The following is a 25,378-nucleotide window of genomic DNA, read 5'->3' as shown; positions in this document are numbered from 1 at the left end:
ACCGAGCACATGGCAGACCGCAAGCCCATCGAGTCGTGGCTCACCGACATGGACGGGGTCCTCATCCACGAGGGCGTGCCGATCCCCGGCGCCGACGCCTTCCTCAAGAGGCTCCGTGAATCCGGCAAGCCCTTCCTGGTCCTCACCAACAACTCGATCTACACGCCGCGGGACCTGCACGCCCGGCTGCGCCGCATGGGCCTCGACGTGCCGATCGACTCCATCTGGACCTCGGCCCTGGCCACCGCCAAGTTCCTGGACGACCAGCGGCCCGGCGGCTCGGCGTACGTCATCGGCGAGGCCGGCCTGACCACGGCCCTGCACGACATCGGCTACATCCTCACCGACCACGACCCCGACTACGTGGTCCTCGGCGAGACCCGCACCTACTCCTTCGAAGCCATGACGAAGGCGGTCCGGCTCATCAACGCCGGCGCCCGCTTCATCTGCACCAACCCCGACGAGACCGGCCCCTCCACCGAGGGGCCGCTCCCGGCGACCGGCGCCGTGGCCGCGCTGATCACCAAGGCGACCGGCAAGCAGCCGTACTTCGCCGGCAAGCCCAACCCGCTGATGATGCGCACCGGGCTCAACGCGATCGGCGCGCACTCCGAGACCAGTGCGATGATCGGTGACCGCATGGACACCGACGTGCTGGCGGGCATGGAGGCCGGGATGCAGACCTTCCTCGTCCTCACCGGCCTCACCCGGCCCGAGCAGGTCGAGGACTTCCCCTACCGCCCGTCCCAGGTGGTCGACTCCATCGCGGACCTCGTCGAACGGGTCTGAAACCCGGGCGGTGCCCGTATGACCCGATCGGAGCAGCCAGACCCCCGCACCGGATGCGGTGCGGGGGCCCGCGGGGCAGCCTCCAGGTAACTGGAGGTACACGATGGGCTCACTGAAAGTCACCCTCTGTGCCGGGGCCGCGCTGGCCACCGCGCTGTGCGCACCGGCGGCCTGCGCCTACGCGGCGGACGGCGGAGACGTCTCCGCGTCCCCGTCCGCACCGGCCCCCGGCACCGACGTCACGCTCCGCGTGCCCGACTGCACCGAGAAGACGGCCGTCGCCGTCTCCGCCGCCTTCGAGTCGGACGTGCGCCTCGCCCTGGCCGAGCGGGACGGCGTCCTCGTCGGCGCCGGCCGGGTCCGCACCAGCGTGCGGGCGGGCGCGTACACCGTGCAGGTCAAGTGCGGCGACCAGGCGCGCAAGGGCACCATCACCGTCCGCGACGAGGGCCGCCCGGCCGCCCACGCCTCACCCGTCGCCCCCGTCGACGCGGGCGGCGGCGGCACCTCCGGGCTGGCCGCCTCGGACACCGGAGCCGCGGCGCGCGTCGCCGCCCCCGGCACGGCGCACACCCTGACCGGCCTGGTGCTGGCCGGCATCGCCGCCGTCGCCGTCGCGCTGCGCAGCGTCCGCAGCCGGAGCCGCGGGACGGACTGACCATGTCCGAACCGGACACGCGGGACACCGCGCCCCGCACTCCCGCTCCCGGCGGCCGCCTGGTGACCGGCATCGCCTGGACCGTGCTGCTCCTCGGGCTGTGGCTGTGGGGCCGCGAGGCCACCGACGTGCGCGAGGGCGTCTCCCGCCCGGCCACCGGCGACATGGCAGCGGCCGGCCGGCCCCCGGACGTCCCCCTGCCGGCGGCCCACGCCCCCCTCGGCGCGGCCCGGCCGCAGCGGCTGGAGATCCCCGCACTCGGCACCGCCGCCCCCGTCCTCGCCCGCGGCCTCGACACCAAGGGCGCGATCGAACCGCCGCCCTTCGACCAGCCCGGCGCCGTCGGCTGGTACGAGGCCGGTGTCACCCCCGGAGCCGCCGGGACCGCCCTGCTGGTCGGCCACGTCGACACCGAGACCCAGCCCGCCGTCTTCTACCGGCTCAGCAGCCTGGAACCCGGCCAGACGATCCGCGTGCTCCGCGACGACGCCCGGACCGCCGAGTTCACCGTCGACGACATCCAGGTCCTCACCCGCGACGGCTTCGACGCCCAGCAGGCCTACGGCCCCCGCGACACGGGCCGCGCCGAACTGCGCCTCATCACCTGCGGCGGCACCTTCGACCGCACCACCGACAGCTACACGGCCAACGTCGTCGTCTCGGCGTACCTGACCGGAACCGGCCCCTAGGGGGTGTCGTCTGGATCATGCCGGGGTCGCGGGGCCCCGGCACGCACGTCTGCGGCGTCGTCGTCGGTTGCCGGGGCTCCGCCCCGTCGCCCTCCTCCGCCCTGCGGCCGCACGCGCCGGACCCGCTCGGGCCGGTCCACAGGGCACCGTCGCCCGGAGCCGGCCCGGCCCGGACGACGCCCCCTGGCACACTCCCCGCCCGCCCTCCGGGGAACCGCCTGGGCACGGGTGGCGTATGTCAGGATTGAGCCTCGGAACAGTGCACCCAGGGGGGTTGGATGTACGGCAGCAGGCCGGCCGGAACCATGTCCAGGAGGCGGGCCGCGCCGGCGGCGGCACTCGCGGCGGCGGCCCTGCTGCTGGCGGGCTGCTCCTCGTCCGGCGACGACGACGCCAAGGGGGCGGGCGCCGGGATCACGCAACAGCCCAAGGAGACCGACCCGTTCTGGGTCAACCCCGACGGCACCGCGGCCCGGCAGGTGGCCTCCCTCACCGAGGACGGCAAGAAGGACCAGGCCGAGAAGCTCCGCAGGATCGCCCAGCAGCCGGCCGCCGAGTGGATCAGTCCGGAGAACCCCGAGGAGCAGGCCCGCGGCTTCACCGAGGCCGCCGACAAGGCCGGCCGCACGGCGCTGCTCGTCCTCTACAACATCCCGCACCGCGACTGCGGCCAGTACTCCGGGGGCGGCGCCGCGGACGGGGACGCCTACCGCTCCTTCGTCGACGCGGTCGCCCGGGGCATCGGCGACCGGGCCGCCACCGTCGTCCTGGAACCGGACGCGGTGCTCCACCTCGTGGACGGCTGCACCCCGGAGGAGTTCCACGAGGAGCGCTACGACCTCCTCAAGGGCGCGATCGCCAAGCTCTCCGCCCTGAAGAACACCAAGGTGTACCTGGACGCGGGCAACGCCGGCTGGGGCCACCCCGACCAGATCTTCGAGCCCCTGAAGTGGGCCGGCGTCGACCGGGCCGACGGCTTCGCGGTCAACGTCTCGAACTTCTACAGCACCGAGGACTCCATCGCCTACGGCAAGCAGCTCTCCGCCAAGGTGGGCGGCAAGCACTTCGTCATCGACACCAGCCGCAACGGCAACGGCCCCTACACCGAGGGCGCCCCCGACGAGCGCTGGTGCAACCCGCCGGGCCGTGCCCTCGGCGAGACCCCGACCACGAAGACGGCGGACCCCCTCGTGGACGCCTACCTGTGGGTCAAGCGCCCCGGGGAGTCCGACGGGGAGTGCAAGGGCGGCCCGAAGGCGGGGGAGTGGTGGCCGGAGTACGCCTTGGAGCTGGCGCAGGGGTAGACGCCCCGGGGGTGCGGGGGCCCGGAACGACCACCGTGTTCCCCGCACCCGAGGACACCACCCGCGGGAGCGCTACGGCACCCGCACCCACTCCGCCTTGCTCGGCGTGCCCTCCCCGTCCGTCACGAACATCATGTACCAGCCCGACTGCACCAGGTTCTTGCTCTCCGGCACCGTCACCGTCAGCTTGTCCCCCTCCGCCTTGAAGTCCAGCGCGACGGACCGCTGGTCCACGTCCGTGACGTGGGTCGAGGCGCTCGGCCGGATCAGCCGCACCTTCTTGACGGTGGACGCCGCCCGCGAGGTGAACGTGCCCGACTCGCCGCGCGCGATGGTCTGCGGGCCGCCGGACAGGTCCGGCCGCGAGTCCCGGTACAGGTAGGGCGGCGTGTAGATCTCGATCCGCTGCTCGAACTTGCCCGGTTTGGTGTTGGCCTTGTCGCCGTAGAGCGAGTCCGAGCCGAAGAACATCAGGCGTCCGTCGGGCAGCAGGATCGAACCGGAGTGGTAGTTGCGGCCCACCAGCGGATCGGCGACCCGCTCGAAGGAGTTGGTGTCCGGGTGGTACAGCCGCGCCTGGAGGATGTTGGAGTCGCCGCGGCCCCGGTAGTCCTCCGAGCCGCCGGAGACCAGCACGCTGTCGTCGGGCAGGATCGAGGCCTGCGGATAGCGTGTGCCCTTCTCCAGCGACGGCCCGTCCACGAACTTCGGGTCGTCCGCCTTGAGGTCGACGATCCGGGTCTTCTCGCTGGACAGCTTGGACTCGCCGACCCCGCCGCCGCCGATCACCATGTACTTCTCGTCCTGCGCGGGCGGCAGCAGCACCGTGTTCGCCGTCTCCAGCATGTTCGCGTCGCTCATGCCGGGGATCTTGGTGAACTTGTTGGTCTCCACGTCCCAGATGCCCGGGTCGCGGCCCACGTCGTCGGGGCCGTAGCCGGCGTTCGCGCCCGAGTAGAAGATCTCGCCGTCCTGCATCAGGAACAGCGCCGGGTACGTCGGGAACTGGCGGACCTTGTCGGTGTAGGTCCACTCCTTCGTCTCGGGGTCGTAGACCTCGTTCTTGCCCGGGACGAGCTGGCCGATGTCGTCGAGGCCGGAGACGCTGAGGATCCTGCCGTCGCCCAGGGTGGTGAGCGTCGGGTACCAGCGGGCCTCGTGCATCGGGTCGACCTTGATGTACTTCTCGGCGACCGGGTCGAACTCGAAGGCGTCCCGGATCCCCTGGAAGTCCTTCTTGTCGAGGGCGAGCTTCTGCGCGATGCCGTACGTGTTGCGGGCGTCGGCGCCGGACAGGCCCTGGACGCGGTAGTTGTCCTCGGTGCCGGTCTCGTACTCGCTGCCGCTCTTCTGCGCCTCGACGTAGATCCGGCCGAGGCCCGGGTCGTTGCGCAGGAACGCGCCGGTCTCCTTGTCGAAGACCTTCTCGGCGCGGGGCACCAGCACCGGGTCCTTGGAGACGAAGGTCTTGCCGTTCTCCTTGCCGGTGAACCGGGTGCCCGCCGGCAGGGTGATCGGCTTGTCCGGGTTCTCGTTGTGGACGATCATCAGGCCGCCGGCCTTGGTGACGTCGCCCTTGAGCTTCTCGTACCGCTTGGTGCCGCCCGCGATCAGCAGGTTGCCGTTGGCGAGCTGGGTGTGGCCGGTGCAGAACAGGTCGCTCGGCGTCGGCACCTTCTTGATGGTGCCGTTGACCGGGTCCCAGATCCGGGTGTCGTACTTCTTGGCGTCGAAGTTGTCCTGGTTGTTGCCCGACCCCGCGACGAGCAGCACTTTGCCGGTGCGCAGCAGCGCCGCGTGGATGGTGTTCTGCCGGTACTTCTCGGGAAACTCGACGATCTCCCACTTGCCGTTGGCGGCCTTGTACTCCGGCTTGTTGATCTTGTACTGGTGGTATTTCTCGGTTCCGAAGCGGTAGAGCCACGGCCCGTTCATTCCGGCCAGCGCTACTACCACCGCCGTACCTATCGCGAAGCGACGGGCGCGGCGGCGGCCGGCACGGTCTTTCATTCCTTACGTCCCCCAAGTCCACCAAGGGCGATCTGCATGGTCTGGTCGTCGCCCCCGTCGGCGGAGGCGGCCCAGTCGGGCTGGTGCTGCGGCGCGTGCGCCGCGTGCCGTCCACGCGGCTGCTGTCCGTACGGCGCCTGCTGCTGCCCGTACGGCGCGTGGGCCGGTCCGGGCGCGGGCTGCTGCGGCGCAGCCCGCGGCGCGGGCTCCGCCGCCACGGCCGGCGGTTGCTTCTTCGCCTTCCTCAGCTCGTGGCGCCAGGCGAACATCGGCGACGCGGTGATCAGCAGCGCGAACGTCGCCCAGACGATCATCGCGGGGTGCGAGTGGCCGAGCGCGAGGCCGGCGGCGATCGAACCGGCGAAGACCACGATGAAGTACCAGTGGTACCGGAAGGTCCCGAACAGGGTGTCGGGGCTGGCCGAGTCGCCCTTCGGGGTCACCACGAACTTGCTCTTGCGGCGCAGCACGGAGTCGATGAGCGCCTTGGCGTACAGCGGCGCCGACAGCGCCGACATGATCATGCCGGCCACGCCGCCGGAGCCCTCGGGCTCGTGCGGGGAGACGTTGTGGCGGCGGTTCCAGACGTACAGGCCGATCTGGAGCGCGGAGGCGTTGCCGTAGAGCATCAGCCAGACCACCGGGTCGATGTTGACGCCGGACGCGCCCAGGCCCAGGAACAGACAGCAGCTCAGCGCCGCCAGGATCCAGTTCAGGGCCGACATCGGATAGAAGATGATCATCATCGTGTAGTTGAAGAGCTTGCTCGGCGGCAGCGAGAACCAGCCCTTCCAGTACTGCTTGAGGATCGTCTCGTACGTTCCCCGCGACCAGCGCATCTGCTGGGTGAAGAAGTCGGTCCAGGCGTTGGGGCCCTCGCCCACCGCGAGCACGTCCGGGGTGTACACCGAGCGCCACTTGCGGCCCGTGGCCGGGTTCTTGTGGCGGTGCATCTCGAAGCCGGTCGCCATGTCCTCGGTGATCGAGTCGTACAGCCCGCCGATCTGCTTGAGCGCCTTGATGCGCACCGCGTTGGAGGTGCCCACGAACATCGGCCCGCCGTAGCGGTTTCCGGCGCGCTGGATCAGCGCGTGGAAGAGGAACTGCTGCGACTCGGCGGCCTTGGTGATCGGGTTGTCGTAGTTGCCGTAGACCTGCGGGCCGATGACGAAGCCGACGTCCGGGTCGCGGAAGAAGCCGAGCATCCGCTCCAGGTAGTTGGGCAGCGGCACGTGGTCGGTGTCGACGGAGGCGAAGAAGTCGTAGTCGTCGCCGTGCGCCTCCAGCCAGGCGTTGTAGTTGCCGTGCTTGGTCTTGGCGCGGTGCGGGCCCTTCTTGCGGTTCCACTTGGCGACGCCCTTGCGGGAGAAGTGGTGCACGCCCAGGCGTGCGCACACCTCCTTCACCTCGGGGTCGTCGCCCTCGTCGAGGAGCCAGACGTGCATCAGACCGCGGTGGCGGATCTTCACGGCCGCCTCCAGGGTCTTCGTCACCATCTCCAGCGGCTCCTTGCCGGGCACGAAGGAGGTGAGGAAGGCGACCTTGGTGCCGGTCTCGGGCACCACCGGCACCGGGTCGCGGGCGACCAGGGTGGCGTGCGCGTTCGACAGCACGTTCAGGCAGCGGAACAGCTCGATCAGGCCGATCGCGACGAGCATCACGACGTCGAGCGCGGGCAGCCAGGAGAAGGCGGGGTAGTCGCGCTCCGTCCAGTGCTGCGGCTGGAGCAGCCAGACCAGCAGCACCACCGACAGCAGCGGCGCCGCGGCCAGCATCAGGGCGACCCGGATGCGGTGCGGCTCCTGCGAGATCAGCGAGCGGTACTGCACCCGGTACGGCTTGTTCGGGTCGGGCTGGGTGAGGGGGCCCGCGAGGCGGCTGTAGTGCTCGTAGTCGTACTTCGGCAGCGTCTTCTTTATCCGGCGGAACGATCCGGTGTTCCAGTTCCGGTGCCCGGGCACCCGGAGCTGGGTGGTCTGGGACGGGTCGTGGTCCGCCCCGGCGCCCGACGGCGTCGACGTCATGAGTCATCCCCCCACACGCGGGTCGTGCGTGTTTCGTCGCTTGCTTCGCCTGCTCCGGTCCCCCTCGACCTTCACGGACGTGTCAGTGGTGGGTCATGGTCACCACGGCATGCACACCATATAGACATGGAATGGCGACCCCCGGTTGCATGATGCCCCCCTCGGCATCCCCCTCGGCACCCGGCCCCGGCCGGACCAGGGTTCTACGGCGTTCGGCATGATCGCAAGACGTCCTGGTACGGAATGCACCGAAGGCCCCCCGTGTGCTACGAGGGGCCTTCGAGTGTGTCGGTGCGCCGCCAGGGACTCGAACCCCGGACCCGCTGATTAAGAGTCAGCTGCTCTAACCAACTGAGCTAGCGGCGCCTGCTGACCTGCACAACTCTACCCGATGCCGGCCGGTGCTCCGGACCACCGCCCGTCGCCCCCCGGCAACCGGCCGGACCGGCCCGGACCGGCCGGGTACATCATTCGGACCGTCAGCATGCGAGAGATGCGGACAGTTGGGAAACTGACCGACATGTACCGAAGTGCGCCGCCGCGGACCTGCCCGACGGGAGTGTGAGGGGAATCGCATGGAGACTCCCGTATTCGAGGAAATCGACCCCGCGGGCGACTGCGAGTGCCCCGGCTGCCGACACTGGCGGCGCGTCCTGCCGCACTCGCCGGCGGGCCGCGCGCCCGCCCATCCGACGGCCTACCGCGCCCTGGTCGTGGCCACCGCCGCCGCCTCCGCGACCGCCGTGTCCGCCCTCGGCGCGGGACCGGCGGCGGCTCTCCCGGCGGCCCTGCACGCCCCCCACCGGCCGGATGCTCCCGCCGCGGACGAGCCGGGCACCCCCCAGGGGCCCCGGGCCCCGCTGCACGGTGCGGCCGGCCGTCCCGCGGCACCGCCGGCCGGCGCGGAACTGGCCGGCGTCACCCGCACGGAGATCGTCGACCGGGCCAAGATCTGGGTGGCCGCGAAGGTCCCGTACAGCATGACCGCGTACTGGTCCGACGGTTACCGCCAGGACTGCTCGGGCTTCGTGTCGATGGCGTGGAAGCTGCCCGCCAACGAGTGGACCGGAAGCCTCGCCACCGTCGCCGACCGCATCACCAAGGACGAGCTGCAGCCCGGCGACATCCTGCTCTTCCACAACGCGTCCGACCCGGAGAAGGGCTCCCACGTGGTGATCTTCGGCGGCTGGACGGACGGCACGCGCACCGCCTACACGGCGTACGAGCAGACCCCGCCGCACACCCGGAAGCTCGACACCCCGTACGCCTACTGGACCAACTCCGCCCAGTACCTGCCGTACCGCTACAAGGGGGTCACGGAGGGCCGGGCGGGCGAGGCGGGCGGGGCCCAGGCGCCGCCGGCGGCCGCGGGTCCCGCCTCGCACGGGGTGGCGGGGTACCCCGGGCGGGGCATGTTCCGGCCGGGCGCCGACAACGCGTACGTCACCCGGCTCGGCAGGCAGTTGGTGAAGAAGGGATTCGGCGCGTCCTACACGAGGGGCCCGGGGCCGCGCTGGGGCGAGGCGGACCGGCGGGGCGTCCAGGCCTTCCAGCGCGCCCAGGGCTGGCGCGGCGGGGCGGCGGACGGCCACCCGGGCCCGGAGACCTGGCGCCGGCTCTTCTCGTGACCGGCGGCCTGCAGGTGATCACCCGTTCATGACGCGTCTGGCGCGGAGGCTGGAGCAGGCATGAGTACGAACACGACGTCATCGACCCCACCCCCGACCCCGCCGCCGGCCGGAACCGCGGCCCCGGCCCCGTCCTCGTGCGGCTCCGTGCCCGAGCCCCCGGCCGAGTCCACGACGGGCTCCCGGCCGGCCCGGCTCATTCACAACGAGGCCACCACCGAGATCCCCGTCCACCTGCTGTTCCGCGACGACCCCGCCCCGGCGCCGGTGCCGCTGCGGCCCGCGGTCGTCGCCCGGCGGCAGGGCCCGGGGGAGCGGCCCGGCGAGCGGCCCCCGGCCCGGCGCCGGGTGGCCGCCCGCCCGCGCCCGGTGCCGTCCGTCGACCCGGAACTGACGGAACGTCCGGCGCGGGTGCTGCCCGGCGCGGCGGGGGTGGCCGCGGGGCTGTCCGGGGCGGCGGGGTGCGTGGCCACCACCTGGTGGGCCGGTCTGGTGCCGCCGCTCACGGCCCAGGCGCTCGGGCTGCCCGTGCACGCGGGCGCCGGTCTCGGGCCCGCCCAGTGGGCGGCGTACGCGGCCGCCGGGGCGCTCGGGATGTTCGGGTTCGGCGGGCTGGCCCGGGGCCGGACCGGGCGGGCCTGGGTGCTCGGGCTGTTCGGCCGCTACCGGGGGACGGTGCGCCGCACCGGCCTGATGTGGGTCAACCCGCTGCTGCTGCGCCGCCGGGTGGACGTGCGGCTGCGGCACTGGCGCAGCGAGCCGATGCCCGCGGCCGACGGCAACGGGGTCGCGCTGCGGGCGGTGACGCTGGTGGTGTGGCGGGTGCGGGACACCGCGAAGGCGACGCTGGGCGTGGAGGACCACGAGACGTATCTGCGCGAGTGCGTCGAGGCGGCGCTGGCCCGGGTGCCGGTGGAGCCGCTCGGCACGGTGCGCAGTGCGGCGGACGTGGCCGGGGACACGCTGACCCGGCTGGTGGCGGCGGACGCGGCGCCGGTCGGCCTGGAGGTCTTCTCGGTGCGCCCGGTCCGGGTGGAGTACGCCCCCGAGGTCGCCGCCGCGATGCACCGGCGCCGGATCGCCGCGCTGGACGCGGCCCAGCGGGCGAGTGTGCTCACCTCGGTGGTGGACTCGGTGGAGGACACGGTGACCCGGCTCACCATGCGCGGCCTGGTCGAACTGGACGACTACGAGCGCAAGGTGCTGGTGAAGGACCTGACGGTGGCGTTCTGCGCGGGCCGCGGGGACACGGGGGCCTGAACCCGGGCGGGCGCGGACAGGCGCGTTCCGCCTTTGGTATGGACATGTTCAACTACCGACAATAATCTGAACTTGGTCTAGACCTGCACGGCTCACTGAACTTCCCCACGTCACAGGGAGCAGCAGTATGCGCACAAGGACCAAGTTGTACGCGGCCGCACTGGGCATGGCGACCACCGGGGCGCTCGTCCTCTCGTCCGGCGGCGCCAGCGGTCACGGCTACACCGACCTGCCCGTCAGCCGGCAGAAGGTCTGCCAGAACGGCACGGTCAGCGGGTGCGGCGCCATCCAGTGGGAGCCGCAGAGCGTCGAGGGCCCCAAGGGCTTCCCGGCCTCCGGTCCGGCCGACGGAAGGATCTGTTCCGCGGGCAACACCGGGTTCGCCCCGCTCGACAGCCCCAAGCAGCCCAACGGCCAGGCGTGGCCGACCACCAAGGTGAACGGCGGGCAGAGCTACACCTTCCGCTGGCAGTTCACCGCCCGGCACGCCACGACCGACTTCAAGTACTACGTCACCAAGCCGGGCTGGAACCAGGACCACAACCTGGCCCGGTCCGACCTCAACCTCACGCCGTTCTTCACGGTGCCCTACGGCGGCAAGCAGCCCCCGGCCACGCTCTCCCACAGCGGCACGCTGCCGTCCGGGCTGAGCGGGCACCACGTGATCGTCGCGGTGTGGACGGTCGCCGACACGGCCAACGCGTTCTACGCGTGCTCGGACGTCACCTTCTGAGCCGGCCGGACAGGGGAAGGGCCCCCTCGCGCGAGGCGAGGGGGCCCTTCCTTCGGTGCGCCGCCAGGGACTCGAACCCCGGACCCGCTGATTAAGAGTCAGCTGCTCTAACCAACTGAGCTAGCGGCGCATGACTCCCGCCGTCCGCTTCCCGCGGTCGGCGACGGAGAAAATACTACCCGGTCCCGGGCAGTGCTCTCGACCAGCCCCGTCCCGCCCGTCCCTGCCCCGCCCGTCCCTGCCCCGCCTGGCCCTAGATGGCCAGGGACAGCAGGACCGGGGCCGCGCCGCGGTTCAGTTCGTCCGCCGCCCGGCGCAGCCGGTGCGCGTGCGCGACCGGCAGCGACAGGGCCAGGCAGCCCACGGCGGCCCCGGCGGTGATCGGCACGGCCGCGCAGACCGTGCCCACCGCGTACTCCTGGAGGTCGAGGACCGGGACGGTGGCGGGCTGGGACTCCAGGCGGGACAGCAGCAGCCTGTCGCTGGTGATCGTGCGGGAGGTCAGGCGGGCCATCTTGTGCCGGGCGAGGTGGTCACGGCGTGCCGCATGGTCCAGTTGGGTCAGCAGGCTCTTGCCCACCGCGGTCGCGTGGGCGGAGTCGCGGAAGTCCACCCACTCGTTCACCTTGGGCGTGGCCGGGCTGTCGGCGTACTGGGTGACGCTGACCTCGCCGTCGACGTACCGGCTGATGTAGACGGCGGCGCCCACCGAGTCGCGCAGCCGGTCCAGGGTGCGCTGGAGCTTGTCGCGCAGGGCCTGCTCCCGGCCGTGGGCCGAGCCGAGGCGGGCCAGGGCCTCCCCGGTGACGTAGGTGCCGTCGGCGGTCTGCTCGACGTAGCCCTCGCGGCGCAGCATGCGCAGGAGCGGGGACAGCCGCTCCCGGTCGAGGCCGCTGCGGCGGGCGATCTCGGTGTCGGTGACACCGGAGGTGTGCCGCGCCACCGTCTCCAGGGCACGCAGGGCGTCCTGGGCCGAGTGGTGCGGCGCGGTCGGCTTGTGCTGCAGCGCCACGGTGGTCTCCCCCTGCGCTCGCTGGTGCATCCCTGCGTTCACGATAGCCGCCAAGATGCCGCCCGTGAGGGGGTGTTGAGCGGATTCCAGGGCTCCCATCTGCGACGCTGGCCCGCTGGCATATGCCTGCGGCCAGCCCCAACGTCCCGACCTCGGACGTTGGGGCGGTGACGCCCTGCAATTACAGGACCGCGCTGAGAAACTCCCGCGTGCGGTCGTGCTCCGGCTCGCTGAAGATCTTCTCCGGCGCCCCGGCCTCGATGACCCGGCCCGAGTCGAACATCAGGACCTGGTCCGAGATGTCCCGGGCGAAGTTCATCTCGTGGGTCACGCAGAGCATGGTGATGTCCGTGGTCCGCGCGATGTCCCGCAGCAGGTCCAGCACGCCCGCCACCAGCTCCGGGTCGAGCGCCGAGGTCACCTCGTCCAGCAGCAGCACCTTCGGGCGCATCGCCAGCGCCCGGGCGATCGCCACCCGCTGCTGCTGGCCCCCGGAGAGCTGGGCCGGGCGGGCGTCGCACTTGTCGGCCAGGCCCACCATGTCGAGCAGCCCCTCGGCGCGCTCCACGGCCTCGTCCTTGGACAGCCCGAGCACCGTGACCGGCGCCTCGGTGATGTTGCGCAGCACGCTCATGTTCGGGAACAGGTTGAACTGCTGGAACACCATCCCGATCTGCTTGCGGGCCTCGCGCCGTTCCTTCTCGGTCGCCGGGAAGAGCTTCTGCCCGTCCACGGTGATCGTGCCCTCGTCGGGCTTGAGGAGCGTCATCAGCAACCGCAGGATCGTCGTCTTGCCCGACCCGGACGGGCCGATCAGGGTGACGTGCTTGCCGGCGTCGACGGAGAAGTCCAGGTGGTCGAGGACGGTGTTGTCCCCGAACCGCTTGGTGACCTGCTCCAGGCGTATCAGCTCGCCGGAGCTGCGCTCGGGGCTTTTCTCGGGGTTGGGAAGAGTGTCAGTGGGCAAGGCGTCGCTCCAGGGCTCGCAGGGCAAGGGAGGCCAGGTAGGAGATGACGATGAAGGCCACGCCGATCACCGTCAGGGGCTCGGTGAACTGGAAGTTCTGCTGCGAGAACAGCCGCGCCTCGCCGAGCATCTCCAGCACCGTGATCGCCATCAGCAGCGGCGTGTCCTTCAGCATGGAGATCACGTAGTTGCCGAGGGCGGGAGCCACCCGGCGGATCGCCTGCGGCAGGATGACCGCCGTCCACGTCCGCCGCAGCGGCAGGTTCAGCGCCGTCGCGGCCTCCCACTGGCCGACCGGCACCCCCTCGATACCGGCCCGGTAGACCTGCATCGTGTACGTCGAGTAGTGCAGCCCGATGGCGACCACACCGGTGGTGAGCGCCGAGAAGGTGATGTTCCACTCGGGCAGCACGTAGAAGAGGAAGAAGAGCTGCACCAGCAGCGGGGTGTTCCGGATGAACTCGGTGATCACACCGACCGGCCAGGTCACCCAGCGGCTCGGCACCCGCATCAGCAGCGCCCACACCAGGCCGACGCCGAAGGAGACCAGCGAACCGAGCACCAGGATCTGCAGGGTGACCAGCAGGCCGTCCCAGAAGTGCGGCATGAAGTCGGAGACCGCGCTCCAGTCCCATTTCACGACACACCACTTCCCTCAGGCACCGGCACGGCCGCCGTCTTCTTCTGCGGCGCCTTGCCGACGCCTGCCTTCAGCTTCTTCTCCAGACCGCGCATCACCCGCGTGAGCAGGAAGGCGATCACGAAGTAGATCAGCAGGACGTACGTGTAGATCTCCGCGCTCTCCTGGAGCGCCAGGCGGACCAGGTTCGCGCTGAAGGCGAGGTCGCCCATGCCCATGATCGACACCAGGGCGGTGCCCTTGAGCAGTTCGATCAGCAGGTTGGAGAAGGGCGGGATCATCTCCGGCACCGCCTGCGGCAGCAGGATCAGCCGCATCCGCTGCCAGGGCGTGAAGCTGAGGGCGATGCCGCCCTCCTTCTGCGCCGGGTCGACCGCGCCGAGCGCGCCGCGCACGATCTCGGAGCCGTACGCCCCGTAGGTCAGGCCGAGTGCCAGCGTGCCCGCCCACATCGGCACCAACTGCCAGCCGAAGGCCGGGGGCAGCACGAAGAAGACCCAGAAGATCATCACCAGCGCGGAGGTGCCGCGGAACACCTCGGTGTAGAAGCCCGCGAGGAAGCGGACGATCCACAGCCGGTGGCTGCGCGCGATGCCGACCACGAAGGAGACGCCCGCCGCGAGCAGGGCGCTGAAGAAGAGCAACTGGACGGTGACCCAGACGCCCTGGAGTACGAGTTCCCACAGTCCCGAGGTCATCCGCCGCACAGCTCCTTCGCGGTCAGATCGGTCATCTCGTTCTGCGTGAAACCGAAGGGCTTGAGGATGCGCAGCAGTTCGCCGCTCTTCTTGAGCTTCTGCAGCTCGACGTTGAAGGCGTCCCGCAGGTTGGTCTCGTCCGGACGGAAGGCGAAGCCGCCGCCGTCGACGTGCGGCTTGCCGTCGACGATCGGCGCGAACGCCTCGGTGGCCTCCGCCTTCGTGGACTTCTTCACCACCTCGCGGACGGTCAGTGCCGTACCGGCGAAGACGTCCACGCGCCCGGACTCGACGGCGTTGAGTCCGGCCACCTGGTCGGGGACGATCAGGATGTCGTCCTCCTTGTACCCGTGCTCCACCGCGTAGGCGATCTCGGCGTAGCCGGTGCCGGTCGCGAACCGGGCCTTCTTCTTGACGACGTCCTCGTAGTCGTGCAGCCCGAGCGGATTGCCCTTGCGCACGATGTACGCGTCGAGCATCTGGTAGTCGGGGTCGGAGAAGATGACCTGCCGGCAACGGTCGGCGTTGATGTACATGCCGGCCGCCACAACGTCGAACTGCTGCGAGGCCAGCCCCGGGATGAGGGAGCCGAACTCCGTCGGCACCGGCTGCACCCGGTCCACTCCGAGCCGCTTGAAGACGACCTTCGCCAGCTCCGGCGCCTCGCCGGTCAGCTCGCCGTTCTTGTCGATGTACCCGAAGGGGATCTCGCCCGCGATGCCGAGCCGGGCGACTCCCTGTGCCCTGAGCCGGCTGAGCAGGTCACCCCCCTCCACGTCGGAGGCGCTGGCCACCCGCGAGCAGCCGGCCGCCCCCAGTGCGCCGAGCGCCGCGACCCCCGCGAGCAGCGTTCGGCGGGTGGGGCCGGAAGTCCTGGTCGTTTGGTCGGATATACCCCATGGAGGGGTTCTGTGTGGTGGAGCCATGGGCGCGCAGCTACCCGAAGGCGGGCAGGTTATGCCGATCTTTTTCAGTCCGATACCTCGGCCCGGCGCCCTTGACCGCGGGGCCGATGGGCACTGCCATGGAGGGCATGGCTGATCGCTGCATCGAAGTCTCGCTGGTCAGGCGCGGAATCACCTGCACGGCCCAACTGCTCGACGACCGGGCCCCGGTCACCTGCGCGGCCGTCTGGGACGCGCTCCCCCTCGGCGGCGACGTGTACCACGCCAAATACGCCCGGAACGAGATCTACGCCCTTTTCCCGCCCTTCGCGACAACCGAACCCCCGCTGGAGAATCCGACGGTCACCCCCATTCCGGGCGACCTGTGCTATTTCGCCTTCGCGGGGGCCGAGTTGGGCACGAAGGCGTACGGCTACGACCGGGAGGTCCGCCCCGGCACCACCCTCGTCGACCTCGCCCTCTTCTACGAGCGCAACAACCTCCTCCTCAACGGCGACGTCGGCTGGGTCCCGGGCACGGTCTGGGGCCGCGTCACCGAGGGCCTGGACGCGATGGCGGAGGCCTGCAACGACCTGTGGCGCACGGGAGCGGCGGGCGAAACCCTGAGCTTCCGCCGGGCGGGATGACCGCGGGCAGCCGTGCCTGCCCGCCCCCACGCCGGTCACCACCGGCCCGACGTACCCGCTCCCGCCTCGTACAGCGTGTGCGCCGCCCGCAACACCAGATCGTCCCGATGCCGCGCGGCAACGACCTGCACCCCGACAGGCAGCCCGTCCCCGTCAGTCCCGACCGGGACGCTGCACGCCGGCTGCTGCGTGAGGTTGAACGGATAGGTGAACGGCGTCCACCCCGTCCACCGCCGGTACCCGGACCCCTTCGGCACCTCCACCCCCGCCTCGAACGCCGTGATCGGCAAGGTGGGCGTCACCAGCAGGTCGTACGACTCGTGGAAGACCCCCATCCGCCGCCCCAGCTCCATCCGCACGTCCACCGCCGCCAGATAGTCCAGCGCCGAGTACCGCATCCCCGCCCCGACGACCTCCCGCAGCCCCGGGTCCAGCAGCTCCCGCTGCCCGGCCCGCAGATGCTGCGCCACCCGCGCCGCCCCGCTGAACCACAGGGTGTGGAAGGCGTCGACCGGGTCCGCGAAGTCGGGGTCGGCCTCCGTCACGTACGCGCCCAGCTCCGCCAGCCGCTCCACCGCCCGCCGGACCGCCCCGGCCACCTTCGGACGCACCGCCACCTGCCCGCCCAGCGAGGGCGAGTACGCCACCCGCAGCCCCCGCACCCCGCCGGTCAGCGCCTCGGTGTACGACCCGGGCGCCGGGCCCAGCGCCGACCAGTCCCGGGGGTCCGGGGCGGCGACGACGTCCAGCATCAGCGCCGCGTCCGCCGCGTCCCGGGCCAGCGGACCGACGTGCGAGAGGGTGCCGAACGCGCTCGCCGGGTAGAGCGGCACCCGCCCGTAGGTGGGCTTCAGGCCGAAGACGCCGCAGAAGGACGCCGGGATGCGCACACTGCCGCCGCCGTCCGTGCCCAGCGCCAGCGGCCCCGCCCCGAGCGCCACGGCAGCCGCCGCGCCCCCGCTGGAACCGCCCGCCGTACGGGACGGGTCGTGCGGGTTGCGGGTCACGCCGGACAGGGGCGAGTCCGTCACGCCCTTCCAGCCGAACTCGGGCGTCGTCGTCTTGCCGACGAACACCGCGCCGTGCTCGCGCAGCCGGGCCACGGACGGCGCGTCCTCGTCCCAGGGGCCGTCCGGCGAGACGGTCCGGGAGCCGCGCAGGGTCGGCCGGCCGCGCGTCAGCAGGATGTCCTTCACCGTGACCGGCACCCCGTCGAGCCGCCCGCACGGCTCCCCGCGACGCCACCGCTCCCCGGACCGCCGGGCCCGCTCCAGGGCCTCCTCGCCGGTCAGCCGGACGAAGGCGTTCACCTCCGGCTGGATCCGCTCGGCCCGTTCCAGGACCGCCCGGGTCGCCTCCTCCGGGCTGAAAGCGCCCTTGCGGTAGCCGTCGACGAGCTGTACGGCGGTCAGCTCGGTGAGGTCCGTCATGCAGCACCCTCCCGCAGGTCCGGGACGTCGGCGACGTCAGTGTCCGGGTACGTATCCGCGCTTCTTGTCGACCACGTTGGCCAGCGGCCGGCCCGCCGCCCAGCTCTCGTACAACTCCACGAACTGGGCGCCCAGTTCGTCCCGCCAGCCGACCGTGTCCCCGCTCATGTGCGGCGAGACGATCAGTCCCGGCACCTCCCACAGCGCGCTGTCGGGCGCGAGCGGCTCGTGGTTCAGCACGTCCAGGGCGGCGCCCGCGATCCGGTGCGCGGTCAGCGCCTCGACCAGGTCCTCCTCGACGACCAGCGGGCCCCGCCCCACGTTCACGAACCGGGCCGAGGGGCGCATCAGAGCGAACCGCCGGGCGTCGAACATGCCGCGCGTGGCGTCGGTGAGCGGCGCCGCCGCCACCACCCAGTCGGCCCCGGCCAGCAACCGGTCCAGTTCCCCGGTCCCGTGCACACCGGGGCGCGCGGTGCGGCCGACCAGCGCGGTGGTGACGCCGAGCGCCTCCAGGGTGCTCGTGACCGCCCGCCCGATCGGCCCGGAGCCCACCACGCAGGCGCGGGTTCCGGCCACCCGCATCGACTCGCGGTGGCGCCAGGTCCGCTCGCCCTGCAGGCGCAGCGTGGCCGGCAGGTCCTTGGCCATCGCCAGCACGAGCGCGGCGACGTACTCGGCGACCGGCCGGTCGAAGACGCCGCGCGCGTTGGTCACCACCGTGTCCGAATCGGCCAGCTCCGGGCACATCAGGTGGTCCACCCCGGCGCTCGCCGTGTGCACCCAGCGCGGACGCGGACCGGCGCCGGGCCACGCCTCGCGCACGGCGTGCGAGGTGAAGTCCCACACCAGCAGGACGTCGGCCGAGGGCAGCCGCTCGGCCAGCGTCGCCGCGTCGGCGTGCTCGATCCGGGCCCGGCCGGTCAGCCGGCCCAGCCGGGGCGGCGGCTCGGCGTCCAGGACGAGGAGGGTCGGCACGGAGGCGGAGGCGGAGGCGGGCGTGGGCGGGGGCGCGGACCTGGTCATCGGCGGGCCTGTCTCCGGTCGGGGAAGCGGGGGCGTCTCAGGTGTTGACGGGGGACTCGGCCGGCTGTTGACCTGGAGGTGATGCGGGCGGATCGACCACGCTCGCACCGGAACCCGCCTTCGTCAACACGGCCGTTCACAACGGTGCGTTGTCCTCCCCTTTCCCAGTGTGAGGCCGGTGCGCGCCATGGACATCTCCATTCTCGGCGGACCGGCTCCGCAACGCGGGGTCGGTGTGGTCGCCCCCTTCGACTTCGCACTCGACCGGGAGCTGTGGCGATGGGTGCCCGACGACGTGTCGCTGCACATGACGCGGACGCCGTTCGTCCCCGTCGAGGTCGGTCTGGACCTCGCCCGGATGGTCAGCGAGCACGAGACCCTGGGCGAGGCGGTCCGCACCCTCAACGCCATCACGCCGCAGGTCGTCGCCTACGCCTGCACCTCGGGCAGCTTCGTCGGCGGCATCACCGGGGAGCGGGCCCTGTGCGAGGCGATGACCTGGGCCGGCGCGGTCCCGTCCGTCACCACCTCCGGCGCACTGCTGGACGCGCTGACCGAGCTGGGCGTCCGCCGCGTCGCCCTGGTGACGCCGTACACCGTCTCGGTGACCCGGGCGCTGGAGGCGTACGTCGCCGAGGCCGGGGTCACCGTCACCGGCTGCGCCTTCATGGGGCTGACCCGGCACATCTGGCGGGTCCCGTACCGCGACGTGGCCGGCATGGCCCGCCGGGCCGTGCCCGCGCCGGGAGCGGCGGAGGCCCTGTTCATCTCCTGCACCAACCTCCCCACCTACGACGTGATCCCCCAGATGGAGGCCGAGCTGCGGATTCCGGTGATCTCGGCCAACCAAGTGACGATGTGGGCGGCGCTGCGCCGACTGGGTACCCGTGCGGTGGGGCCGTACCAGGCACTGACCGATCCGGCCGCCCGCGTCGGCCCCGCGGTGCCGGGTGCGGCCGGTCCCGCGGCGGTGGGGCCCGCCGGACCCGTCGACCCCGCGGCGGCGGGCCCGGTCGAACCCGCCGCGGCGGAGCTGCCGGGCGTCGCTGACGTCCCGGACACGGAACAGCAGCAGGAAGGGTGGACATGACAGCACTGGGAATCCTTTACCCCGGCCACTCCGGCGAGGACGACTACCCACGCATCGAGCAGCTCCTGAGCGGCGGCATCCGGGTGGACCTGGTGCACACGGACATCGGCGAGGACGCGCACCGGGTGGACGCGCTGCTGGAGATGGGTTCGCCGCAGCGGCTGGAGGCGGGCGTGGCCGAGCTGCGGCTGGCCGGCGCCGACGCCGTGGTGTGGGCCTGCACCAGCGGCAGCTTCGTCCACGGCTGGGACGGCGCCCACGAGCAGGCCCGCGCCCTGGCCCGGACGGCCGGCATGCCCGCCTCGTCCACCTCCTTCGCCTTCGTGCACGCGGCGAAGGAGATCGGGGTGCGGCGGGTCTCGATCGGCGCGACCTACCCGGAGGACGTGGCCGGGCTCTTCGCGGAGTTCCTCGGCGCGGCCGGCATCGAGGTGGCCGGCGTGGTCAGCTCGGGCGTCGTCACGGCCGCCGAGGTCGGCACCTGGACCGAGAAGGAGGTGCTGGCCCTGGCCCGCGCGGCCGACCGACCGGACGCCGAGGCGGTGCTCCTCCCGGACACGGCCCTGCACACGGCGGCCCACATCCCGGCCCTGGAGCAGGAGCTGGGCAAGCCGGTCCTCACCGCCAACCAGGTCACCATCTGGGAGTGCCTGCGCCTGGCCGACCGCCGCGTCAACGCTCCCGAGCTGGGCACGCTGTTCACGCGGGAGCCGCTGGTGCAGGTCTGAGCGAGCGGCGTACGACCGCCGCAGGACGCCGCACGACGCCGTGCGACACGGAAGAACCCCGGTCCCGCGTGAGCGGAACCGGGGTTCTCGTCGAGCGCTGGGCAGGCCTTGCACCTGCATTTCCCCACGGGAAGTGGGGCGTCTTTCCTTGGACCACCAACGCACTGCCCGCTGCGGGAGGTTGACCTCCGTGATCAGGCAGGATGATCGTACCGCAGCCCCGGCCCGGGTGCACATCGGCGGATGGGCGGTCCACGGGGGCGGGTTCCGCGACCTCGCGTCGCCGCCGTCGGCCGCCACCAGTTGTTCATGTACAAGGACAGCATTCCTCACTCTGAATCTGTCTGAACCCTTGTCAGTCACCGGGCCTCCCCCTATTCTCACGCCGAGAAAGCGCTTTCCGGTCATGTTTGTTGACGTGCTCACGACATGACCTCCGTTCCGGCATGTGAAGGCGAAGGGGAGACCGAGGATGAGACGACCAGTCGCGCTGCGACTCCAGGCGGCACTGGGCACGCTGGCCCTCGCGGCCGCGGCCGGTGTGGTGCTGACGGTGCCCGAGGCGGCGGCAGCGGCGGGCGGCGCCACCGGCTACGCCACCCAGAACGGCGGCACGACCGGCGGCGCGGGCGGCACGACCGTCCGCGCCACCACCGGCACCGCGATCCACGAGGCCCTGTGCGGCCGGGCCGACAGCAGCACCCCGATCACCATCGAGGTCGAGGGCACCATCAACCACGGCAACACCAGCAAGGTGTCGGGCGACAGTTGCAACACCGCGGCCGACAAGATCGAGCTCAAGCAGGTCAGCAACGTCACCATCGTCGGCGTCGGAAGCGGCGCGGTCTTCGACCAACTGGGCATCCACATCCGGGAGTCCAGCAACATCATCATCCAGAACGTGACCGTCCGGAACGTCAAGAAGTCCGGCTCGCCCACCTCCAACGGCGGCGACGCCATCGGCATGGAGAGCGACGTCCGCAACGTCTGGGTCGACCACTCCACCCTGGAGGCCTCGGGCGGCGAGTCGGAGGGCTACGACGGCCTCTTCGACATGAAGGACAACACCCAGTACGTCACCCTGTCCTACAGCGTCCTGCGCAACTCCGGCCGCGGCGGACTCATCGGCTCCAGCGAGAGCGACCGCTCCAACGGCTACGTCACCTTCCACCACAACCTGTACGAGAACATCGACTCCCGGGCGCCCCTGCTGCGCGGCGGCACCGCCCACATGTACAACAACCACTACGTGAGCCTGAACAAGTCCGGGATCAACTCCCGGGCGGGCGCCAAGGCCAAGGTCGACAACAACTACTTCGAGGACTCCAAGGACGTCCTCGGCACCTTCTACACCGACGAGGCCGGCTTCTGGCAGGTCGGCGGCAACATCTTCGACAACGTGACCTGGTCCGAGCGCAGCGGCGACAACAACCCGGCCGGCCCCGACCCGCAGTCCAACACCACGGTGTCCATCCCGTACTCCTACACCCTCGACGACGCCTCCTGCGTGCCGTCCGTGGTGAGCGGTACGGCGGGCGCGAACAAGGGCCTGAAGGTGTCGGACGGCAGTTGCACGCCGCAGACCCCGGACCCGACCGACCCCACCGACCCGGACCCGACCGACCCCACGGAACCGGACCCCACCGACCCGCCGAGCGGGACCAACCTCAGCCTCGACGCCGGCGCCGACGGCTCCTCCAAGGCCGGCGGCACCAGCTACGGCAACGTGCGCGACGGTGACCTGAGCACGTACTGGTCCCCGGCCGGCACCACCGGCTCCGTCTCCGTCAAGTGGTCCTCCGCCCGGACCGTCGGCAAGATCAACATCCGCGAGGCGGCGGGCTCCGAGGGCACCATCGGCTCCTACCGCGTCGTCAACCGCGACACCGGCGCCGTCCTGGCCTCCGGCAGCGGAGCGGGCGTGATCGCCTTCTCCCCGGTCTCGCTGGAGAAGATCACCTTCGAGATCACCGGCGCCTCGGGTACCCCGAAGGTCGCCGAGTTCGAGACGTACGCCGGCTGACCCGGCCGGGGAGGGCGGGGTGTGTCGGCGGCGTGCCGTCGGACACGCCCCGCCCTCTTGCGCGGGCGCGGGACAATGGGGGGTGGCCCACTCCACCGGAGTGCCCCCGCGTTCCGGGGAGGGCCGTCGTCACGTACGAGGAGGAGAAGACATGGCGGAGCCCACGCCGGGTCGGCACGAACCGCGGCTACGCCCCGCGCCCCTGCTCTTCGAGCCGGCGGAGGCGGCCGCCGACCCCGAGCACTTCTTCGACCTCGAGTCGATCGACGACCCCCGGGCCCTGCTGGAGCGGGCCACCGAGCTGACCCACGCGTTCCGCGCGGCGGCGGACCGGGCGATGGAGTTCCAGGCGGTCGCGGCGGCGCAGCTCGCCGATCCGCGGCGGTTCGACCGGCTGACCACCGCCGACATCGCCGAACGGGCCGAGTGGACCGAGGACTACGCCAAGAAGATGGTGGAGTTCGGACGCGACCTGATGCGCGGCGAACCGGCCGAGTAGCCCCACGGGGCCGAGCCGCCGACGGCCGGGCGACCGGCGCGCATATGCCAGGAGGGTGGGCAAGATACCCCCTCCCCGGCTCCCGCGTCGCGGTTTCCCGCAACTCCGCGGAGTGGGACCCTCACGGTCGGTAGACATGTCCGCATGAGCAGCACACGCAACGTCGCGCCCCACGTCTCGGACGTCACCTCGGACGGCGCCGCCTGGCTGGCGTCGGCGGGTGCGTACCCGCGCCACACCCTCGCCCTGTGGGAGGGACGGCCCGGAGCCCCGGTCGTCCTGCCCTGCGGCTCCGCCTTCGACGTGGTGAGCGCTCCCGCGGTCTTCGGCCGCCGCATGCTCGACCGCTTGTGGGACGACGGCCCTGGCTCGGGGCCGGTGGCCCAGTTCCGGGGCCGGATGCTGCTGTTCGCCGCGCCGGGCACCGCACAGCGCCTGCCCTCGCTCCTCGACTGGGAGGAGTGGGGCGCCCGCGGCCGGCCGGGCGGCCGTACGGGAGGGGTCCCGTCGCTGCTGTGCCACGGCGCCGGGGACACGGTGACCGTCCCGGGGCCCGCCGGTACTGCCGGTCCCGCCGCCGCGCCGCCGCGCTCCGACTCCCGCTGGCTGGTGGCGCCGGACACCCGCCGGCCCTGGCTGCCCGGCCCGGAGATCCTGCTCTGGGCGGCCGTGCGGGCGGCCCGGGCGGCGGTGCGGATTTCGATTTTTCCTCCCGCCGACCAGGGTGCTAAGGTCTACGACGTCAGCAGGCGCCGCTAGCTCAGTTGGTTAGAGCAGCTGACTCTTAATCAGCGGGTCCGGGGTTCGAGTCCCTGGCGGCGCACGATGGCGATGGCGAGGCGTGTTCGCGGAAAGCGCGAACCTCCTCGCCATCGTTGTTTTTGCGCGGCTTCGCCGCGCGTTGTGGGGGCTTCGCCACCCACACCCCCCCTCCGCGCGGTGGGCCGGGGGCCCGCGGGCTCGCGTGGGTGACGTGGTGGCGGGCCGGGGTGGCGGGGTTCGCGTGGGTCAGCCGGGTGTGATCTGTACGGTCCAGGTGCCCGACTCCGTGCGGTCCTCCACCTCCACGCGTACCTCGTCGCCCGGCACCGTGAAGCTTTCGCCCAGGCCCACCGGGGCGTCGGCGAGCGGGGGGTAGACGGAGGCGGCCCAGCAGGCCCCGGTGTGCGGGTGGGCGTCGACGACCTGGATCGGGCCGTCCCCCGACTGTGCTCCGCTGCGCACCCGGTACACCAGCACCCCCGCCCGGCAGGCGGAGGCGTCGTTGCCGACCGGCGTGCGCACCTCGAAGGCGAGCACACTGTCCGCGCCCGTGCGCACCACCGCCAGTTTCGTGCCCTGCCCGAGGCCGAAGGCCGGCGCGCCGGCGGCACCGGCCACCACCACGCCCGGCCCGGCACCCAGCGGCTCCAGCGTCAGCCGGGTCGGCCCGCTGCCCCGTACGCACGCCACCTGCCGGGGCTGCAGCCAGCCCAGCTTCCACTTGTGCCAGCCCAGGAGGTCCGGGGCGAGCCCGAACTGGCTGCCCATCAGGTCCCAGTCGCCGACGTACGTGTCCCAGTCGCCCTTGCCGTCGGCCGGGCGGTGGTACAGGTCGGGCAGGTCGAAGACGTGCCCCGTCTCGTGGGCCAGGACCAGCCGGTCCGGCGGATGGTTCTCGAAGACCGTGACGACCCGCCGGATGTCCGTGCCGTCGGCCCGCAGCGGGGTGTCCAGGTTGACGACCTTCGTGGCGTCGGAGTCCACCCCGGGCGCGTCCGGATCGGCGACGAAGTAGACGACGTCGTACCGGGAGAAGTCCACGTGCGGATCGGCCGCGGCCAGCGCGTCGCGCAGGTAGGCGGCCCGGTGCCCGGGGCTCCAGTCGCGCCGTATGGCGTACGACGTCGACGGGGCCGGCATCCGGATCCAGTCCCGCAGCGGGTGCGGGCGGACCGTGAACGCGCCGTAGGAGGCCCGCCGGAAGAAGTCGCCGGTGGCGGGGAAGTGGTCGGCGGCGAGTTCGGCCGGTGACGTCAGCGGCTGGGAGTCGGGGAAGGACAGGAACACCATGACGGCGTCCAGGGTCCGGGCCGGGCGCGGGTAGGCGGCGTTCCAGGTGTCCAGGCCCTCGGAGTGGTGCGCGTCGGTGCGCCGGAGCGCGCAGGGCTCCGGGGAGAAGGGCTCGGCGACCGAGGGCGCGGTGATCAGGGAGGTCGCGGCGAGCGCCGACATCGTGGTGCACACCGCGGCGGTGCTGCGCAGCCTCGACCGCGCCGTCCGCGCCGGAGCCGCCTCCCGGCGAAGTCGCCTCAGGGGAAGCTGGCGCGGCACATGGACCTCCGGGCGCGGTTGACGGGACACCGCACCCACCTTGTGCATGATTGTCGTACTACGCCCTGTTCGCCTGCACCGGATGGGTGAGCGGGCCGGGGTTTCGCCGGAGTTCTCCTGGCCGTCGTTCCGAAGTCACTCACGGAACGTCACAACTGGTCGGAGGGGTGGCGGACCCGTCCAGGCGTGAGCAGAAACGATCGACCGGAGGGGGCGCGCGGTCCGCGGCGCGGAACGGCGGCTGGAAGGGCCCGGTGTCAGCCTCTATGATCGGCACACTTTCCTGCACGAACAGAGCACGAACAGAGATCGAGGCACTGCGGGAG

The 25,378-nt window shown here is 71.9% G+C and carries 23 protein-coding genes and 3 tRNA genes; 14 read left to right on the top strand and 12 right to left on the bottom strand.

All coding sequences use genetic code 11. The features are described from left to right. Positions 1–9: 9 nt before the first annotated feature. The 4 genes from IG88_RS0116270 to IG88_RS0116255 all read left to right on the top strand — a co-directional run bounded on the left by IG88_RS0116270 (position 10) and on the right by IG88_RS0116255 (position 3,440). Positions 10–789: an HAD-IIA family hydrolase gene (locus tag IG88_RS0116270; RefSeq protein ID WP_031040911.1), complete on the top strand. Its 780-nt coding sequence runs from the start codon at positions 10–12 to the stop codon at positions 787–789. A gap of 103 nt (positions 790–892) precedes the next feature. Beyond that, entirely contained in the window at positions 893–1,447 is a 555-nt protein-coding gene (locus IG88_RS0116265) for a hypothetical protein (RefSeq protein WP_031040908.1), read from the top strand. Positions 1,448–1,449: 2 nt separating this feature from the next. After that, positions 1,450–2,136 (top strand): class F sortase, encoded by a 687-nt coding sequence (locus IG88_RS0116260; protein WP_031040904.1) that lies wholly within the window; start codon positions 1,450–1,452, stop codon positions 2,134–2,136. Between the two features lie 278 nt (positions 2,137–2,414). After that, positions 2,415–3,440 carry a glycoside hydrolase family 6 protein gene (locus IG88_RS0116255; protein ID WP_031040901.1) on the top strand — a complete coding sequence of 342 codons (1,026 nt, stop codon included), beginning with the start codon at positions 2,415–2,417 and terminating at the stop codon, positions 3,438–3,440. 72 nt (positions 3,441–3,512) lie between these two features. On the opposite strand, the gene IG88_RS0116250 is transcribed toward IG88_RS0116255, so the two are convergent. The 3 genes from IG88_RS0116250 to IG88_RS0116240 all read right to left on the bottom strand — a co-directional run bounded on the left by IG88_RS0116250 (position 3,513) and on the right by IG88_RS0116240 (position 7,840). Then, positions 3,513–5,450, bottom strand: coding sequence for a kelch motif-containing protein (locus IG88_RS0116250; protein ID WP_031040899.1), 1,938 nt, complete (start codon positions 5,448–5,450; stop codon positions 3,513–3,515). Further along, positions 5,447–7,474 carry a glycosyltransferase family 2 protein gene (locus IG88_RS0116245; RefSeq protein WP_031040897.1) on the bottom strand — a complete coding sequence of 676 codons (2,028 nt, stop codon included), beginning with the start codon at positions 7,472–7,474 and terminating at the stop codon, positions 5,447–5,449. The genes IG88_RS0116250 and IG88_RS0116245 overlap by 4 nt, the downstream gene beginning before the upstream one ends. Before the next feature lie 292 nt (positions 7,475–7,766). Next, positions 7,767–7,840 (bottom strand) — tRNA-Lys (locus tag IG88_RS0116240). Between the two features lie 209 nt (positions 7,841–8,049). Between IG88_RS0116240 and IG88_RS0116235 the strand changes: the two genes are divergently transcribed. The 3 genes from IG88_RS0116235 to IG88_RS0116225 all read left to right on the top strand — a co-directional run bounded on the left by IG88_RS0116235 (position 8,050) and on the right by IG88_RS0116225 (position 11,095). Continuing rightward, the gene (locus IG88_RS0116235) at positions 8,050–9,102 is read left to right on the top strand and encodes a peptidoglycan-binding protein (protein WP_031040895.1); all 1,053 of its coding nucleotides are present in this window, start codon (positions 8,050–8,052) and stop codon (positions 9,100–9,102) included. Positions 9,103–9,162: 60 nt separating this feature from the next. Further along, positions 9,163–10,362, top strand: a complete 1,200-nt coding sequence (locus IG88_RS0116230) for an SPFH domain-containing protein (RefSeq protein WP_234332166.1) — start codon at positions 9,163–9,165, stop codon at positions 10,360–10,362. Positions 10,363–10,489: 127 nt separating this feature from the next. Beyond that, positions 10,490–11,095 (top strand): lytic polysaccharide monooxygenase auxiliary activity family 9 protein, encoded by a 606-nt coding sequence (locus IG88_RS0116225; protein ID WP_030400117.1) that lies wholly within the window; start codon positions 10,490–10,492, stop codon positions 11,093–11,095. Positions 11,096–11,151: 56 nt separating this feature from the next. Here IG88_RS0116225 and IG88_RS0116220 read toward each other — a convergent pair. From IG88_RS0116220 to ehuB, 6 genes are all read right to left on the bottom strand, one after another. Further along, a tRNA-Lys gene (locus tag IG88_RS0116220) sits at positions 11,152–11,225 on the bottom strand. Between the two features lie 123 nt (positions 11,226–11,348). After that, the gene (locus IG88_RS0116215; protein WP_031040889.1) at positions 11,349–12,107 is read right to left on the bottom strand and encodes an IclR family transcriptional regulator; all 759 of its coding nucleotides are present in this window, start codon (positions 12,105–12,107) and stop codon (positions 11,349–11,351) included. Positions 12,108–12,288: 181 nt separating this feature from the next. Continuing rightward, entirely contained in the window at positions 12,289–13,074 is a 786-nt protein-coding gene (gene ehuA / locus IG88_RS0116210) for an ectoine/hydroxyectoine ABC transporter ATP-binding protein EhuA (protein ID WP_030400115.1), read from the bottom strand. Further along, positions 13,064–13,714 (bottom strand): ectoine/hydroxyectoine ABC transporter permease subunit EhuD, encoded by a 651-nt coding sequence (gene ehuD / locus IG88_RS0116205; RefSeq protein ID WP_031040884.1) that lies wholly within the window; start codon positions 13,712–13,714, stop codon positions 13,064–13,066. Before ehuD ends, ehuA begins: the two co-directional genes overlap by 11 nt. Continuing rightward, positions 13,711–14,412 carry an ectoine/hydroxyectoine ABC transporter permease subunit EhuC gene (ehuC, locus tag IG88_RS0116200; RefSeq protein ID WP_031040880.1) on the bottom strand — a complete coding sequence of 234 codons (702 nt, stop codon included), beginning with the start codon at positions 14,410–14,412 and terminating at the stop codon, positions 13,711–13,713. The genes ehuD and ehuC overlap by 4 nt, the downstream gene beginning before the upstream one ends. Next, positions 14,409–15,338: an ectoine/hydroxyectoine ABC transporter substrate-binding protein EhuB gene (ehuB, locus tag IG88_RS0116195; RefSeq protein ID WP_107452182.1), complete on the bottom strand. Its 930-nt coding sequence runs from the start codon at positions 15,336–15,338 to the stop codon at positions 14,409–14,411. Before ehuB ends, ehuC begins: the two co-directional genes overlap by 4 nt. 107 nt (positions 15,339–15,445) lie before the next feature. Between ehuB and IG88_RS0116190 the strand changes: the two genes are divergently transcribed. Beyond that, complete coding sequence (locus IG88_RS0116190) at positions 15,446–15,943, top strand: DUF3830 family protein (protein WP_031040873.1); 498 nt, start codon at positions 15,446–15,448, stop codon at positions 15,941–15,943. Positions 15,944–15,978: 35 nt separating this feature from the next. On the opposite strand, the gene IG88_RS0116185 is transcribed toward IG88_RS0116190, so the two are convergent. Beyond that, positions 15,979–17,373: an amidase gene (locus tag IG88_RS0116185; RefSeq protein WP_031040871.1), complete on the bottom strand. Its 1,395-nt coding sequence runs from the start codon at positions 17,371–17,373 to the stop codon at positions 15,979–15,981. A gap of 36 nt (positions 17,374–17,409) precedes the next feature. Then, positions 17,410–18,399 (bottom strand): D-2-hydroxyacid dehydrogenase, encoded by a 990-nt coding sequence (locus tag IG88_RS0116180; protein ID WP_031040868.1) that lies wholly within the window; start codon positions 18,397–18,399, stop codon positions 17,410–17,412. 187 nt (positions 18,400–18,586) lie between these two features. Here IG88_RS0116180 and IG88_RS0116175 point away from each other — a divergent pair, with 187 nt between their 5' ends. The 6 genes from IG88_RS0116175 to IG88_RS0116150 all read left to right on the top strand — a co-directional run bounded on the left by IG88_RS0116175 (position 18,587) and on the right by IG88_RS0116150 (position 23,562). Continuing rightward, positions 18,587–19,489, top strand: a complete 903-nt coding sequence (locus tag IG88_RS0116175; RefSeq protein WP_031040865.1) for a decarboxylase — start codon at positions 18,587–18,589, stop codon at positions 19,487–19,489. Beyond that, complete coding sequence (locus IG88_RS0116170) at positions 19,486–20,217, top strand: aspartate/glutamate racemase family protein (RefSeq protein WP_031040862.1); 732 nt, start codon at positions 19,486–19,488, stop codon at positions 20,215–20,217. The genes IG88_RS0116175 and IG88_RS0116170 overlap by 4 nt, the downstream gene beginning before the upstream one ends. Positions 20,218–20,689: 472 nt before the next feature. After that, positions 20,690–22,240 carry a pectate lyase family protein gene (locus tag IG88_RS0116165; RefSeq protein ID WP_031040860.1) on the top strand — a complete coding sequence of 517 codons (1,551 nt, stop codon included), beginning with the start codon at positions 20,690–20,692 and terminating at the stop codon, positions 22,238–22,240. Positions 22,241–22,391: 151 nt separating this feature from the next. Next, entirely contained in the window at positions 22,392–22,739 is a 348-nt protein-coding gene (locus IG88_RS0116160) for a hypothetical protein (RefSeq protein WP_030400105.1), read from the top strand. Between the two features lie 144 nt (positions 22,740–22,883). Next, on the top strand, positions 22,884–23,498 hold the full coding sequence (locus IG88_RS40630) for a bifunctional DNA primase/polymerase (RefSeq protein WP_031040858.1): 615 nt from the start codon (positions 22,884–22,886) through the stop codon (positions 23,496–23,498). After that, positions 23,489–23,562 (top strand) — tRNA-Lys (locus IG88_RS0116150). Before IG88_RS40630 ends, IG88_RS0116150 begins: the two co-directional genes overlap by 10 nt. Positions 23,563–23,747: 185 nt before the next feature. On the opposite strand, the gene IG88_RS0116145 is transcribed toward IG88_RS0116150, so the two are convergent. Continuing rightward, positions 23,748–25,100: a M6 family metalloprotease domain-containing protein gene (locus tag IG88_RS0116145; protein ID WP_107452181.1), complete on the bottom strand. Its 1,353-nt coding sequence runs from the start codon at positions 25,098–25,100 to the stop codon at positions 23,748–23,750. Between the last annotated feature and the right edge of the window lie 278 nt (positions 25,101–25,378).

This window comes from Streptomyces sp. NRRL F-5650 (assembly GCF_000721365.1).
Lineage (GTDB): Bacteria > Actinomycetota > Actinomycetes > Streptomycetales > Streptomycetaceae > Streptomyces > Streptomyces ardesiacus.
The sequence above is the reverse complement of the archived record's forward strand: the minus strand, read 5'-3'. Positions and strand labels throughout refer to the sequence as shown.

Excerpts from the sequence above, each read along its gene's own strand:
- IG88_RS0116270 (WP_031040911.1), top strand. The coding sequence starts at position 10 with ATGGCAGACCGCAAGCCCATCGAGTCGTGGCTCACCGACATGGACGGG.
- IG88_RS0116265 (WP_031040908.1), top strand. The coding sequence starts at position 893 with ATGGGCTCACTGAAAGTCACCCTCTGTGCCGGGGCCGCGCTGGCCACC.
- IG88_RS0116260 (WP_031040904.1), top strand. The coding sequence starts at position 1,450 with ATGTCCGAACCGGACACGCGGGACACCGCGCCCCGCACTCCCGCTCCC.
- IG88_RS0116255 (WP_031040901.1), top strand. The coding sequence starts at position 2,415 with ATGTACGGCAGCAGGCCGGCCGGAACCATGTCCAGGAGGCGGGCCGCG.
- IG88_RS0116250 (WP_031040899.1), bottom strand. The coding sequence starts at position 5,450 with ATGAAAGACCGTGCCGGCCGCCGCCGCGCCCGTCGCTTCGCGATAGGT.
- IG88_RS0116245 (WP_031040897.1), bottom strand. The coding sequence starts at position 7,474 with ATGACGTCGACGCCGTCGGGCGCCGGGGCGGACCACGACCCGTCCCAG.
- IG88_RS0116235 (WP_031040895.1), top strand. The coding sequence starts at position 8,050 with ATGGAGACTCCCGTATTCGAGGAAATCGACCCCGCGGGCGACTGCGAG.
- IG88_RS0116230 (WP_234332166.1), top strand. The coding sequence starts at position 9,163 with ATGAGTACGAACACGACGTCATCGACCCCACCCCCGACCCCGCCGCCG.
- IG88_RS0116225 (WP_030400117.1), top strand. The coding sequence starts at position 10,490 with ATGCGCACAAGGACCAAGTTGTACGCGGCCGCACTGGGCATGGCGACC.
- ehuC (WP_031040880.1), bottom strand. The coding sequence starts at position 14,412 with ATGACCTCGGGACTGTGGGAACTCGTACTCCAGGGCGTCTGGGTCACC.
- ehuB (WP_107452182.1), bottom strand. The coding sequence starts at position 15,338 with ATGGCTCCACCACACAGAACCCCTCCATGGGGTATATCCGACCAAACG.
- IG88_RS0116190 (WP_031040873.1), top strand. The coding sequence starts at position 15,446 with ATGGCTGATCGCTGCATCGAAGTCTCGCTGGTCAGGCGCGGAATCACC.
- IG88_RS0116185 (WP_031040871.1), bottom strand. The coding sequence starts at position 17,373 with ATGACGGACCTCACCGAGCTGACCGCCGTACAGCTCGTCGACGGCTAC.
- IG88_RS0116180 (WP_031040868.1), bottom strand. The coding sequence starts at position 18,399 with ATGACCAGGTCCGCGCCCCCGCCCACGCCCGCCTCCGCCTCCGCCTCC.
- IG88_RS0116175 (WP_031040865.1), top strand. The coding sequence starts at position 18,587 with ATGGACATCTCCATTCTCGGCGGACCGGCTCCGCAACGCGGGGTCGGT.
- IG88_RS0116170 (WP_031040862.1), top strand. The coding sequence starts at position 19,486 with ATGACAGCACTGGGAATCCTTTACCCCGGCCACTCCGGCGAGGACGAC.
- IG88_RS0116165 (WP_031040860.1), top strand. The coding sequence starts at position 20,690 with ATGAGACGACCAGTCGCGCTGCGACTCCAGGCGGCACTGGGCACGCTG.
- IG88_RS0116160 (WP_030400105.1), top strand. The coding sequence starts at position 22,392 with ATGGCGGAGCCCACGCCGGGTCGGCACGAACCGCGGCTACGCCCCGCG.
- IG88_RS40630 (WP_031040858.1), top strand. The coding sequence starts at position 22,884 with ATGAGCAGCACACGCAACGTCGCGCCCCACGTCTCGGACGTCACCTCG.
- IG88_RS0116145 (WP_107452181.1), bottom strand. The coding sequence starts at position 25,100 with ATGCACAAGGTGGGTGCGGTGTCCCGTCAACCGCGCCCGGAGGTCCAT.